10 protein-coding genes and 1 tRNA gene are annotated in these 13,355 nt (G+C 70.5%); 4 read left to right on the plus strand and 7 right to left on the minus strand.

Annotation, left to right across the window (positions count from 1 at the left end; translation table 11 throughout):
- Positions 1-202: 202 nt before the first annotated feature.
- From QNO21_RS10880 to QNO21_RS10900, 5 genes are all read right to left on the minus strand, one after another.
- Complete coding sequence (locus QNO21_RS10880) at positions 203-2,629, minus strand: MMPL family transporter (RefSeq protein ID WP_257517946.1); 2,427 nt, start codon at positions 2,627-2,629, stop codon at positions 203-205.
- 44 nt (positions 2,630-2,673) lie between these two features.
- Positions 2,674-3,066, minus strand: a complete 393-nt coding sequence (locus QNO21_RS10885) for a hypothetical protein (RefSeq protein WP_257517947.1) — start codon at positions 3,064-3,066, stop codon at positions 2,674-2,676.
- Positions 3,067-3,132: 66 nt separating this feature from the next.
- Positions 3,133-3,205 (minus strand) — tRNA-Thr (locus QNO21_RS10890).
- A gap of 73 nt (positions 3,206-3,278) precedes the next feature.
- Positions 3,279-4,835 carry an alpha/beta hydrolase gene (locus QNO21_RS10895; protein ID WP_257517948.1) on the minus strand — a complete coding sequence of 519 codons (1,557 nt, stop codon included), beginning with the start codon at positions 4,833-4,835 and terminating at the stop codon, positions 3,279-3,281.
- Positions 4,832-5,995, minus strand: a complete 1,164-nt coding sequence (locus QNO21_RS10900) for a DNA polymerase III subunit delta' (protein WP_257517949.1) — start codon at positions 5,993-5,995, stop codon at positions 4,832-4,834. Before QNO21_RS10900 ends, QNO21_RS10895 begins: the two co-directional genes overlap by 4 nt.
- A 163-nt stretch (positions 5,996-6,158) precedes the next feature.
- On the opposite strand from QNO21_RS10900, the gene QNO21_RS10905 reads away from it, so the two are divergent.
- From QNO21_RS10905 to QNO21_RS10920, 4 genes are read left to right on the plus strand one after another with little or no spacing between them, the layout of a single operon-like run.
- Positions 6,159-7,088 carry an ABC transporter ATP-binding protein gene (locus QNO21_RS10905; RefSeq protein WP_257516253.1) on the plus strand — a complete coding sequence of 310 codons (930 nt, stop codon included), beginning with the start codon at positions 6,159-6,161 and terminating at the stop codon, positions 7,086-7,088.
- Entirely contained in the window at positions 7,085-7,930 is an 846-nt protein-coding gene (locus tag QNO21_RS10910; protein WP_257516254.1) for an ABC transporter permease, read from the plus strand. Before QNO21_RS10905 ends, QNO21_RS10910 begins: the two co-directional genes overlap by 4 nt.
- On the plus strand, positions 7,927-9,180 hold the full coding sequence (locus QNO21_RS10915) for a sensor histidine kinase (RefSeq protein WP_257517950.1): 1,254 nt from the start codon (positions 7,927-7,929) through the stop codon (positions 9,178-9,180). The genes QNO21_RS10910 and QNO21_RS10915 overlap by 4 nt, the downstream gene beginning before the upstream one ends.
- Before the next feature lie 2 nt (positions 9,181-9,182).
- The gene (locus tag QNO21_RS10920; protein ID WP_257518382.1) at positions 9,183-9,881 is read left to right on the plus strand and encodes a response regulator; all 699 of its coding nucleotides are present in this window, start codon (positions 9,183-9,185) and stop codon (positions 9,879-9,881) included.
- 46 nt (positions 9,882-9,927) lie between these two features.
- Here QNO21_RS10920 and tmk read toward each other — a convergent pair whose 3' ends face one another.
- Complete coding sequence (tmk, locus tag QNO21_RS10925) at positions 9,928-10,626, minus strand: dTMP kinase (RefSeq protein ID WP_257517951.1); 699 nt, start codon at positions 10,624-10,626, stop codon at positions 9,928-9,930.
- Positions 10,623-13,340: a type I DNA topoisomerase gene (gene topA, locus QNO21_RS10930; protein WP_257517952.1), complete on the minus strand. Its 2,718-nt coding sequence runs from the start codon at positions 13,338-13,340 to the stop codon at positions 10,623-10,625. Before topA ends, tmk begins: the two co-directional genes overlap by 4 nt.
- Positions 13,341-13,355 lie beyond the last annotated feature (15 nt).

The raw sequence follows: 13,355 nt of genomic DNA on the forward strand, positions 1-13,355 counted from the left end.
GCCGAGATGCGGCGATCTGCCGACATGCGGATGGAATCCCGGCATCCATCCTCATTCCGGCAGATCTCCTCTGCCGGGCAGCGGCGCGCCTGCCGGGCAGCGCCGCGCCCGCCGGGCGTGCCGGCGTCAGCGCCGCGCCCGCCGGGAACGCCCGAGGGGCCACGGCATCAGCCGCGGCCCCTCGTGCACAACGTCGCCAGGGTCAGCGCCGGCGCAGCGACCGCCGCGTCACCGACCGCTCGCCCGTTTTGGCGACCTTCTGCTCGACGGCGCGGACGCCGGCGGCGGTGTCGACGGCAACCGCGGCCACCCCCTCGTGCTCGGCGGCGCCCACGCCCGCGGCGGTGTCGACCGCGACCGCTGCCAGGTCGTCATCCCCAGGGCGCGCACTCCCCCGCGCGGGAGCCGCGACGGGACCACCCTCGCTGGGACTCATCGCCAGCCGGCGCGAACCGCCCGGGTCGTTGCGCCACAGCTTCGACGGCCACCAGATCGCACGGCCGATGTCGAACGACAGAGCCGGCACCAGCAGTGAGCGCACCACGAACGTGTCGAGCAGCACACCGAACGCGACGATGAACGCCAGCTGCGCCAGGAACAGGATCGGGATGACTCCCAGGGCGGCGAAGGTGGCCGCCAGCACGAGACCGGCAGAGGTGATCACCCCGCCCGTGGCCACGAGCCCCCGCAGGATGCCGAGCCTCGTTCCGTACTTCAGAGACTCCTCCCGCACGCGCGTCATCAGGAAGATGTTGTAGTCGATGCCCAGCGCCACGAGGAACACGAATCCGTAGAGCGGCACGGCCGGGTCGGCGCCGGGGAAGTCGAAGATGCCGTTGAACACCAGCGCGCTCACTCCGAGGGCCGAGCCGAACGACAGGATCACCGTGCCGATCAGCAGGATCGGCGCCAGCAGCGACCGCAGCAGTGCGATGAGGATCAGCAGGATCACCACGAGGATGATCGGGATGATCAGCGTGCGGTCACGGATCGACGTGTCATTGGTGTCGATGTCGGTCGCGGTCTCGCCACCCACGAGCACGTCCGTGCCCACGTCGTCGGACAGCTGCACGCGCAGGTCGCGCACGACGTCCTCGGCGGCGACGGAGTCGGCCGCGTCGGCGAGCGTCCCGATGAGCAGCACGTCGCCCTCGGCGACGGTCGGCTCGGGTGCCGCGGTTCCGGGAGGACCGAAGGCACTGATGACCGCCTCACCGCCCTCGAACTCGACGACGGCCTGACCGTTGGGCGAATCCTCGGATGCCACGGCGATCGAGTCGATCCCGTCGGTGTCGCTGAGCACCTCGACGGCCGCGGTGAGGTCGTCCTCGGGGGCGATCACGTACACCGGGCTGCCGGAACCGGCAGGGAAGTGCTCGGCGAGCTCAGCCTGTCCGTCGCGGGCCTGCGAGGTGCCGAGCACGAGCTCGCTCGAGGGCACGCCGTCGGCCTTCAGCTGGAGAGCACCGACGCACGCGGCCAGCAGCACCACCGTCGAGACGATCCACACCGCGCGCGGGTGGCGGGCGACGAAGCGCGCCTGACGGGGCCAGAGGCCCTTGACCGGGCGGGAGAAGTCCTCGGGCACGCCGAGGGCGCCGGGCTTCGGGGCGAACGGCCAGAACGCCGCGCGCCCGGTGAGGGCGAGCAGGGCCGGAAGGAAGGTGAGGGCCGACAGCATGGCGAACGCGATGCCGATGGACGCGATCGGGCCCAGAGCGCGGTTGGTCGCGAGGTCGCTCAGCAGCAGGCACAGAAGCCCCGCGATGACCGTTCCGCCGGAGGCGAGGATGGGCTCGAATGCGCCGCGCCACGCGGTGATCGTGGAGTCCCACCGCTTCCTGCCGGTGGCGATCGCCTCACGGAAGCGCGCCACATACAGCAGCGCATAGTCGGTGGCGGCACCGATGACGAGAATGAAGAGGATCCCCTGGACCTGACCGTTCAGCACGACGATGCCCGCCTTCGCGAGCCACCACACCGTCAGCAGCGCCACGCACAGCGCGAACACCGAGGTCAGCAGCACGAGGATCGGCAGGAGGGGCGAGCGGTACACGACGATCAAGATGACGAAGACGGCGAGCAGCGCGACGCCCAGCAGCAACCCGTCGATACCGAGGAAGCCCTCGACCAGGTCGGCCGAGAACCCTGCCGGACCGGTCACGAAGGTGTCCACCCCCGACGGCGCCCCGTCGGCGAGGTACTCACGCAGCTCGGTGACGAGCTCGGCGACCTCGCCCTCGGCATCCAGCGGCACGAAGACCTGCACGGCTTCGCCGTCTTCCGACGGCACCGCAGGCGACACATCGCCCACCACGCCGTCGAGATCGACGATGCCCGCCGCCAGGTCGTTCAGCTCGGTCAGCTGACTCTCGGTCAGCTCGCCGTCGTCGGTGGACATGACCACGAGCGCCGGCACGCTGTCATCACCGAGGAACGCCGGCAGCAGCTCATTGACCTGCGTCGCATCAGCGCTCGACGGCAGGAACGCCGACCGGTCATTGACCGCCACCTCGTCGACCTTGCCGAAGTAGGGACCGCCGATCGCGCCGCCGACCAACCACACCAGCACCAGCACCACGGGGATGCCGATTCGGAGCCATTTCGGCACCGTTCGCTCATTTGCCATATTGCTAGCTTATCTAGCAATCTGCGGAAACGCCACTCCGCTGGTCAGCCCGCGAAAAGCAGGATCCAGGATGCCGCGAATGCCAGGACACCCAGCGCGGCGAGGCCTGCGGCGAGCCAGGCGGTGGCGCGCACGGCCGGGGAGTGCTTCGTCAGCCGGAAACGATCGCGCCCGCCGACCCGGTACCAGATGTCTGCGGTGGGCAGCCCGGCCAGACGCTCGGATTCGGCGTGACCGGCGGCGGCCGCCCCCACTCCCCCATCATGATCGAACCACCGCACCACCACGCCGTCGTCCTCGTGCTCGACCACACCCGTGGCGGGAAGCCACGAGCCGTCGATGGCCCAGAGCACAACGGCGATCACCCCGACGACGACGCCGGCGCCGAGGCCGACCCACGAGAAGATCTCGAGGATCGCATCGAGCGCGACGTCCACGAGTCCCCCTTGCGCTCATTCTGCGGATACGGCTGTGGGGCCCCTAAGAGCCCCACAGTCGGTCTGAGCCACCTAAGGGAATCGAACCCTTGACCTATTCATTACGAGTGAATCGCTCTGCCGTCTGAGCTAAGGTGGCGCGCTTCGCTTTCGCTACGCACGATCATCGATCTTACATGCTGAAAAGAGCGCTCGCGAACCGCTCGGACCCGTCACTCGCAGGTCAGACCGTCTTCGGGCACGGTGCCGTCCACGAGGTAGGACTCGACGGCGGCATCCACGCAGGCGTTGCCCTTGTTGTATCCGGTGTGCCCCTCACCGACGCGGGTGACCAGCACGCCCGAGGCGAGTTGGTCCGCCAGCGACACCGACCATTCGTACGGCGTGGCGGGGTCGTTGGTGGTGCCGACCACCACGATGGGGGCCGCTCCCTCGGCGGTGATCGGCTCGCGCACGCCGGTGGGCTCATACGGCCACACCGAGCAGGAGTCGGGCCCGCTCCAGTAGGGTGCGACGGTGGGCGCTTCGGCCGCCAGCAGCGCCTCGGCCGCCGCGTCTTCGGCCTCGTCGCCCACGGGGTAGTCCATGCAGTTGTATGCGCGGAACGCCTCGGTGGAGTTGTCGAGGTAGACACCGCCCTGGCGGGCGTTGTAGAAGTCGGCCAGCTGCATCGCGATCTCGGGGTCTCCCTCGAGCGCGTCGGTGAGTCCGGCGGTCAGGTACGGCCAGCTGTCCTGGGAGTACAGCGCCGCGATGATCGCCGTCAGCAGCGTGTCCGCTCCCAGCTGCCGGCCGTCCGCTGCGGGCAGCGGCCGCGCGTCGACGCTGGCCAACAGGGTGCCGAGGTCGGCCATCGCATCGTCGACGGTGCCGCGGAACGGGCAGTCCTGCCCCGCGAGGCACTGTGCCATGTAGGCGCGCAGCGCGGACTCGAAGCCCACTCCCTGCGTGGTGCCGACCTCGAGACCCGAGACGGCCGGGTCGATGGCGCCGTCGAGCACGAGGCGGCCGACGCGCTCGGGGAAGAGCTTGGCGTAGGTGGCGCCGAGGAACGTTCCGTACGAGTAGCCGAGGTAGTGCAGCTGCTCATCGCCCAATACCCCGCGCAGCAGGTCGAGGTCGCGGGCCGCCTGAAGCGTCGTGATGTAGGGCAGGATGCCGCCGCTGTTGGCCTCGCACGCCTCGGCAAAGGCGGCGTTGCGTTCGGTGAGCTCGTCTTCCCACTCGGCGCTGCCCCGCGGGTTCGCGGGAACGTCGTAGAGGTATGCGTCCATCTGCTCGGCGTCGAGGCAGCGCACCGCGGTGGACTCCCCCACACCGCGCGGGTCGAATCCGATGACGTCGTATGCCTCGCGGAGAGCGGCCCCCGTGGCGAAGCCGGCAGAGTCGCGGATGAGCTCCAGCCCGCTCGCGCCCGGCCCACCGGGGTTGGTCAGCAGCGACGCGATGGGCTCACCGGAGTCGGCGTGGCGACGGATCACGGCGAGGTCGATCTCGCCGGCATCCGGATTCTCCCAGTCGAGCGGGGCGGTCACGGTGGCGCAGTCGTAGTAGCCCGCGTCGGCGCCCTCGCAGGGCTCCCACTCCACCGTCTGCTCGTAGAACGGCAGCAGCTCCTCGGAGATGCCGTCGGTGACGGGCGGCTTGCTGGGGCCGACCGTGGGCGGCGCGGCCGCGTCGGGGATCATCGCGGCGAGACAGCCGGTGAGGCTGAGGGTCAGCGCGGCGAGGCCGGCAGTGACGACGAGGAGGCGGCGGCGAATGCTCACGGGGTCCTTCCACTTGCGACGGTGATGAGCATGCTCTCGAGCGCCAGTACCGGAGCGGCGTTGAATTCGAGGTTGCTGCGGGTGAGGGTGATCTGGTCGAGCACGGTGAGGGTGCGCTGCTTCGTCCACGCGGCGGCGAGGGCCCGCAGGTCCTGCTCGAGTTCGCGGTTGATCAGGTCGCCGTCACGGCCGAACTGCAGCATGAGCGTGTCGCGGTACATCGACTGCAGGTCGGTGAGCACTCGGTCGATGCCGTCACGCAGACTGCGGGTCGCCCGCCGCTTCTGCTCGTCTTCGAGCGCATTGATCTGACCACGCACCGAAGCGGGCACCGCGGCCCCCTCCGGCACACCCAGGGTGCGCAGCAGCGACGCCCGCTCGGCCTCGTCACGTTCGGCCGTGAGCGCCTTGGCGTCTTCGGTGGCGGCCTGCACGATACGCCCGGCGATCTCCACCGCGTCGCCGACCCCGCGAACCCCCAGCACCGCGCGCAGGATCTGCTCGCGGCGGGTGCGGGAAGCAGCGTCGGTGGCCAGGCGCTGAGCCATGCCGATGTGGCGCTGGGCCAGGCGGGCGGACTGCTCCGCCACGGCGGGGTCGACTCCGGTTCGCTGCACGATGAGGCGCGCGACGTCGTCGACCTCGGGGTCGCGCAGCCGCAGCGTGCGCACCCGGGACCGGATGGTGGGAAGCAGGTCGGCGTCGCTCGGCGCGCACAGGATCCAGACCGTGCGCTCCGGCGGCTCTTCGAGCGCCTTCAGCAGAACGTTGGACGTGCGCTCGGTCATGCGGTCGGCGTCTTCGACGACGAGCACCCGGTAGCGCCCCAGGGACGGCGAGAAGTACGAGCGCTCGACGAGCGCCCGGGCTTCTTTGATCGAGATGATGACGCCCTCGGTGCGCAGCGCCGTGAGGTCGGGGTGGGTGCCGGCGAGCACCTGCCTCATGACGTGGTCAACGTCGTCGCCATCGCCGGCGATGAGGCGGGCGGCGAACGCGTAGGCGAGGGTGGAGCGGCCCGAGCCCGGAGGTCCCGTGATGAGCCACGCGTGGGTCATCGAGGCGGGGTCGGATGCCGCGTCCTGCAGCTGCGCGACCGCCTCGTCCTGCCCCCACACGTCGCCCCACGGCAACTCGTGCACGATCGCGGCGGACTCCATGGGGTCCAGCCTAACCGGGGGCACCGACTCTGTCGGCGGTGTCAGCGCATGGCCCCTCACCGGTGTGTACCTGGGTACTGGTCGGATGCCGATAGTCGCGACCGCAGGCCGATGTGGCGCTGTGGGCGCGTCCGTAGCGTCGAAGGCGACGAAAGGTGCACAGATGATCCGGGTTCAGTCCCTGACGAAGAGATACGGCCGGAAGGTGGCCGTGCACGGCATCGACTTCACGGTCGAGCCGGGCAGAGTGACCGGCTTCCTGGGTCCGAACGGCGCAGGAAAGTCCACCACCATGCGCATGATCGTGGGGCTCGACCGCCCCACATCGGGTACGGCCGAGGTCAACGGGCGGGCGTACCGGGACCTTCCGGCTCCGCTGCGTGAAGTGGGCGTCCTTCTCGACGCCCGCGCCGCCCACCGGCGCCGCACCGCGTACAAGCACCTGCTGGCGATCGCGGCGACGCACCGTATCGGCGCCGCGCGGGTGCACCAGGTGATCGAACTCACCGGGCTCGACACCGTCGCCGGAAAGCGCGTCGGCGGCTTCTCGCTGGGCATGGGCCAGCGGCTGGGCATCGCTGCCGCGCTGCTCGGCGACCCGCAGACGATCATCCTCGACGAGCCGGTCAACGGGCTCGATCCGGAGGGGATCCTGTGGATCCGGGGGCTGCTGCGCGAGCTCGCCGCGCAGGGACGGACCGTGCTGCTCTCCTCCCACCTGATGAGCGAAATGACCCAGACGGCGGATCACCTCATCGTCATCGGACAGGGTCGCATCCTCGCCGACGGCCCGATGCGCGAGGTGGTCGCCGGGGCCACCCGGTCCGCCGTCCGCGTGCGCACCCGGGACGTCGACCGGCTCATCGCCGCCATCGCGGCGCCGGAGGTCACGGTGTCGACCCGCCACGACGGGGCCCTCGACATCACGTCGCTGACCGCGGAGCAGGTGGCCGATGCCGCCGCGGCATCCGGTGTGGTGCTCTACGAGATCACCACGGTCGAAGGCTCCCTCGAGGATGCCTATCTCTCGCTGACCGCAGGCGCGGTCGAATACCGATCGGCGCCCGTCGCCGGGGAAGGAGCGGACCGATGATGTCGCTCACCACCAAGGCGCACCGTGCGGACGCCCGCACGCAACGTCCACCCTTCTCGGCAACCCTCCGTTCCGAGTGGATCAAGCTCACCAGCCTGCCGTCGTCGTTCCTCGCGCTCGGCGGCATCCTCGCCATCGGGCTGGGCGGCAGCCTGTTCCTCGCACTCACGCTGGAGTCCTCGGGAGTCCCATCGGTGCCGTCCATCGAGCGCACGATCGGCGAGGTGACGATCGCGATGGTCGTCGTCGGGCAGATCATCGCCGGTATCCTCGGCGTCATGTCCATCGGCGCGGAGTACTCCTCGGGCGCCATCCAGTCCACCCTGCTCGCCTCGCCGACGCGGCTGCGGGCGCTGTGGGCCAAAGCGATCGTGGCGTTCGGCGTCGTGACGGTGGTCGCGCTGGTGACCGTCTTCGGCTCGTGGGCGGCGACGTACCCGCTCTACGCGCGGTTCGGACTCGACGCGCCGCTGGGTGCGCCCGGCGTGCTGCCGGCGCTGCTCGGCGCTGCGGCGTACCTCGGGCTCTGTGCGGCGTTCGGCGTGGGCCTCGGCGCGGTCGTGCGCTCCACGACCGCGGGTGCGATCATCGTTTTCGTCGTCACGCTCCTCGGGCCGGTGCTGACCTCGGTGCTGCCGTACAGCCTGTTCTCGCGCGTCCTGCGGGTCATGTTGCTCGGCAACGCCGGCGATGCCATGGCACGCGTCGCCCCGGAGGGCGCTCCCTTCCTCGATGTGTGGGGCGGCCACATCAGCGCCGAGGCGGGCGGGCTGTTCGTCTGCCTCTGGGTCGCGGCGGCGCTGACGGCGGGCGCAGTCGCGCTGACGAAGCGCGACGCGTGAGGCCGGCGTCCGTCTCCTCGCCGGGTGCCGCCGTCGCGGCGCCCGGCGATGCCGCGTCCGCACCGCGGACCCGGGTGGCGCGCTGGCCACAGGCCGACGGCTCGATCCTGGTGGGCTATCTGCTGCTCGCCGCGGCGTTCGGGTACCTGTCGGTCGAGTCGACGATCGTGACACCGCTGTGGCCGATCATGCTCGTGACCGCGGGCGGGGTGGCCGCTGTGCTCTGCCGGCACCGGTGGCCGCGCGCGTCATTCCTCGCCCTGCTGGTGCTCCTGTCCGCCTCGGCCGCGTGGGGAACGGGCGCCGAGACCGTGCTGGTCGTCGTCGCGCTGTACCTGGTCGGTCTCACGAGCCGAGCAGGGCATGCGTGGCGCGCGCTGGGTGTCGCTCTGGCGGCGGGCGCCGTGGCCGGCCTGATCCTGGCGATCCGGGTGCGGGTCGGCCCGCCGATCCTCGGCCTCGTTCCGCGTTCGGATCTTGAGGCGTGGCCGACGGATTGGGTCAGCAGCCTGGCGCTGTTCGGGGGCGCGGCGCTGATCGCGACGCTCCTCGGGATCAACCGGGGCCACCAGCGGCGTCACGTCGCGGGGCTCGTCGAGCGCGCGGAGCAGATGAAGCGTGAGCGCGACCAGCAGGCCAGCATCGCACGCGCACAGGAGCGCGAGCGCATCGCGCGGGAGATGCACGACGTGATCGCTCACTCGCTGGCCGTGATGACCGCCCTCGCCGACGGGGCGAGCGCCGTGGCGCCGACGCGCCCCGAGGAGTCCCGGCGGGTGATGGCCCGGGTGGCCGACACCGGCCGGCGCACGCTCGGCGAGGTTCGCCGGCTCCTGGCGCGGGTCGACGACGACGCGGCGACGATGGCGCCGCCCGGCCCCGCACAGCTTGCTGCCCTGGTCGACGAATTCGTCGCCGCCGGACTGCCGGTGCGGCTGGAGCTCACCGGCGTCGTCGCCGCCGACTCCGCCGTCGGCCCGACCGTCTACCGCATCGTCCAGGAGTCGCTGACCAACGTGCTGCGCCACGCCCGCGACGTGCGGGACGTGTTCGTGCGGGTGAGGCTCGCCGACGATGAGGTGACCATCCTGGTGCAGGACTCGTCCGCGCCGGCCGTGCCCACGGACTCCCCCGGCCGGGGACTCGTCGGCATCCGCGAGAGGGGGGCGTTCTACGATGGCGAGGTGGAAGCCGGCCCTCGCGACGGCGGTGGCTGGCGGGTTTTCGTCCGACTCCCCCTGAACGGATGACGATGACTGAGGAGGCGGCCGTGAGCGACGGCATCCGGGTTCTGCTGGTCGACGATCAGGAGCTCGTGCGCTACGGGCTGCGCCTCGTCCTCGAGGCCGAGCCCGACATCGCCGTCGTCGGCGAGGCCTCGACCGGGGCCGAGGCCCTGCAGTCGGTCCGCCGCCTGCATCCCGACGTCGTGCTCATGGATGTGCGGATGCCGGACCTGAACGGGATCGACGCGACGAGGGAGATCTCGCGCACCCACCCCGACACCCGCGTGCTGGTGCTGACGACGTACGACCGCGATGATTTCGCCTTCGGGGCGCTCACCGCGGGAGCCGCCGGCTTTCTGCTGAAGAACACCCGCCCCGATGAGCTCGTCGCCGCCGTGCGCGCGGTGAGGACCGGCGATGCCGTCGTCTCGCCCAGGGTCACGGCCAAACTCATCGAGGTGGCCGTTCCGCACCTCGAACAGCGGGGCGGCCGTGACGCCGACCTGTCCGCGCTCTCGGAGCGGGAGCGGGAGGTGTTCCTGCTGATCGGGCGTGGCCTGACGAACATCGAGATCGCCGAGGCCCTGCACCTGAGCGAATCAACGGTCAAGGCGCACGTCGGCCGGGTCCTCGCCAAGCTCCAGCTCCCCAACCGCGTGCAGGCGGTTATCAAGGCGTACGAAGCGGGCGTGGTGTCCGTCGGGGGACGCGAGAGCGCCTCCTGATGTCGGACGGCGCCTACTGCTGCCGTCGGCGACGACCGCCAGGGGCCTAGGAGCCGGACTCGCCGGCGAGCACCTCGGCGACACGGCGCTGCACCCGCGCGGCGATCTCGTCCACCGGCAGCCCGGCGTCGACGACGACGAAGCGGGCAGGCTCCGCCGCGGCCAGGGCGAGGAACCCGTCGCGCACACGACGGTGGAAGTCGTCCTGTTCTGCCTCGAGCCGGTCGAAGGGCTTGTCGTCCGCGTCCAGCCGCGCCCGCGCGGCCGAGGGGTCGAGGTCGAGCAGCACCGTGAGGTCTGGCAGGGCGCCCTCGGTCGCCCACAGCGACAGGCGTCGCACCTCTTCGGCATCCAGCACCCGACCGGCACCCTGGTAGGCCACCGACGAGTCGAGGTAGCGGTCCTGGATGACCACCTCACCGCGGGCGAGGGCGGGACGCACGAGGGTGGCGACGTGATGGGCACGATCGGCGGCGTAGAGGAGCGCCTCGGCCCGGGGCGCGATGTCGCCGCGGTGGTGCAGCACGATGTCGCGGACGAGCACGCCCACCTCGGTGCCGCCCGGCTCACGGGTGCGTACGACGGTGCGGCCCTGCTGCTGCAGCCACTGCTCCAGAAGCGCCGCCTGCGTCGTCTTGCCCGCGCCGTCGCCGCCTTCGAATGTGACCCAGAGGCCGCGCGGCCGTTCGACGGGCTCGGCGACCCGGTGGGTGGCCTCAGGGACCGGGTCGCCGTGCGCGATCACTTCTTCTTGGCCGCGGGCTTGCGTGCCGCGGGCTTGCGGGTCGTGCGCTTGGGAGCGGGGCCCTTCGCGCGCTTGTCGGCCAGCAGCTGCACGGCGCGCTCGAACGTGACCTCTTCTGCGTTCTCGCCGCGCGGGATGGTCGCGTTGGTCTCGCCGTCGGTGACGTACGGACCGAAGCGGCCGTCCTTGAGCTTGATCGGCTTGCCGCTGACGGGGTCCGCCTCGAACTCCTTGAGCGCGCTGGATGCCGCGCGGGCACCGTACTTGGGCTGCGCGTACACGGCGAGCGCTTCGTCGAGGGTGATGGAGAACAGCTGGTCCTCGCTCTGCAGCGTGCGGGAGTCCGTGCCCTTCTTGAGGTACGGACCGTACCGGCCGTTCTGCGCGGTGATCTCGGCACCCGACTCGGGGTCGACTCCCACGACGCGCGGCAGTGCCAGCAGCTTCAGCGCGGTGTCGAGGTCGACGGTCTCCACCGACATGCTCTTGAACAGCGAAGCCGTCCGCGGCTTGGGCGCGGCATCCGCCTTCTTGCGCGTGGTCTTCTTCTTGGGCGCCTCGGCTTCGACCTCGCCGGTCTGCGGGTCGGCGGCATCGGGATCGACGGGCTCGACCTCCTGCACGTACGGACCGAACCGGCCGTCCTTGACGACGATGAGCTTGCCGTTCTCGGGGTTCTCCCCCAGCACCCGGTCGCCGGCGACGGGAGCGTCGATGAGCTCCTGCGCCTTGGCCGGGGTCAGCTCGTCGGGTGCGAGGTCGTCGGGGACGTTGACGATGCGGGGCTTGGCCTCGGGGTCGCCGCTCACGTCGGGCACCTCGAGGTAGGGGCCGTACTTGCCGAAGCGCAGCGTCGCGATGTCGCCGATGGGCGTGGAGTTGAGTTCGCGCGCGTCGATGTCGCCGAGGTTGTCGACGATGTGACGCAGGCCCACGTGGTCCTTCGAGCCGTAGTAGAAGTCCTTCAGCCACGCCACGCGCTGCTGCTCGCCGCGGGCGATGGCATCGAGGTCGTCCTCGAGTGCGGCGGTGAAGTCATAATCCACGAGGTCCGCGAAGTGCTCTTCGAGCAGACGCACGACGCTGAACGAGAGCCAGCTCGGCACGAGTGCCTGACCGCGCTTGGTGACGTAGCCGCGGTCGAGAATCACGTCGATGATGCTGGCGAAGGTCGACGGGCGGCCGATGCCCCTCTCCTCCAGCGCCTTGACCAGGCTCGCCTCGGTGTAGCGGGGCTTGGGACTCGTGGCGTGGCCCTTGGGCTCGACGTCGCGCAGGCTCAGGCTGTCGCCGACGGCGAGCGCGGGCAGCGACTGGTCGGCATCCTTGTCTGCGTCGCCGCGCTTCTCGTCGCGGCCCTCTTCGTACGCCTCGAGGAAGCCCTTGAACGTGTAGACGGTGCCCGAGGCGGTGAACTCGGCGCTGCGGCCGGCGGCCGTGGCCGTCAAGGTCACCGTGGTGGTCTCGTACTTGGCGTCGGACATCTGGCTGGCGACGGTGCGCTTCCAGATGAGGTCGTACAGGCGCGCCTCGTCACGGTCGAGGTCGGATGCCACCGACGACGGGGTGCGGAACTGCTCGCCCGACGGACGGATGGCCTCGTGCGCTTCCTGGGCGTTGCGGCTCTTGCTGCGGTAGACGCGGGGCTGGTCGGGCACGGCGCGGTCGCCGTACAGCGACACGGCCTGTGCGCGGGCCGCTTCGATGGCCTGAGTGCTCAGCGCCGTCGAATCGGTACGCATATAAGTGATGTAGCCCTTCTCGTAGAGACGCTGGGCGACGCTCATGGCGTGCTTGGCGCTCATCGAGAGCTTGCGGCCGGCTTCCTGCTGCATGGTCGAGGTCGTGAACGGCGCTTTGGGGCTGCGCGTGCCGGGCTTGGCCTCGACGGCGGTGACGGATGCCGTGCCCTTCGCGGCGATCGCATCGGCCAGTTCCCGGGCCTGCTGCTCGTCGAAGACGATGACGGCCTTCTTCAGCTCGCCCTTGTCGTCGAAGTCGGTGCCTCGGGCCAGCGGCAGACCGTCGACGCGCGCCAGGCGGGTGCCGAAGCTCGCGGCATCCTTCGCCGCCGTCGCCTCGACGTCCCAGTACGACGCGGAGACGAACGCCATGCGCTCGCGCTCGCGCTCGACGACCATGCGGGTGGCGGCGGACTGCACGCGGCCGGCGCTGAGCGCCTGGCCCTCGCGGCCGCTGCCGATCTTGCGCCACAGCACCGGCGAGACGTCCCAGCCGTAGAGGCGGTCGAGCACGCGGCGGGTCTCCTGCGCGTCGACGAGGGCGTGGTCGAGCTCACGGGTGTTCTCTGCGGCAGCGCGGATGGCGTCCTTCGTGATCTCGTGGAACACCATGCGCTTGACGGGGACCTTGGGCTTGAGCACCTCGAGCAGGTGCCACGCGATGGCTTCGCCCTCGCGGTCCTCATCGGTGGCGAGCAGGACTTCGTCGGCGCCCTTCAGCGCCCGCTTCAGCTCGGCGACCGTCTTGGTCTTGCGGTCGTTGACGACGTACAGCGGGTCGAAGTCGTTCTCGACGTCGATCGAGTATTTGCCGTAGGCCTTCTTCTTGTCGGCCGGGATGTCCTTCTTGTCGGCGAGATCGCGGATGTGACCCACCGAGCTCAGCACCTCGTAGCCATCGCCCAGGTATCCCTGGATCGACTTCATCTTCGTCGGGGACTCGACGATGACGAGCTTCTTGCCCTGTGCCACGGTGGCCGCCTTTCT

This window comes from Microbacterium sp. zg-Y818 (assembly GCF_030246905.1).
Classification (GTDB): Bacteria; Actinomycetota; Actinomycetes; order Actinomycetales; family Microbacteriaceae; genus Microbacterium.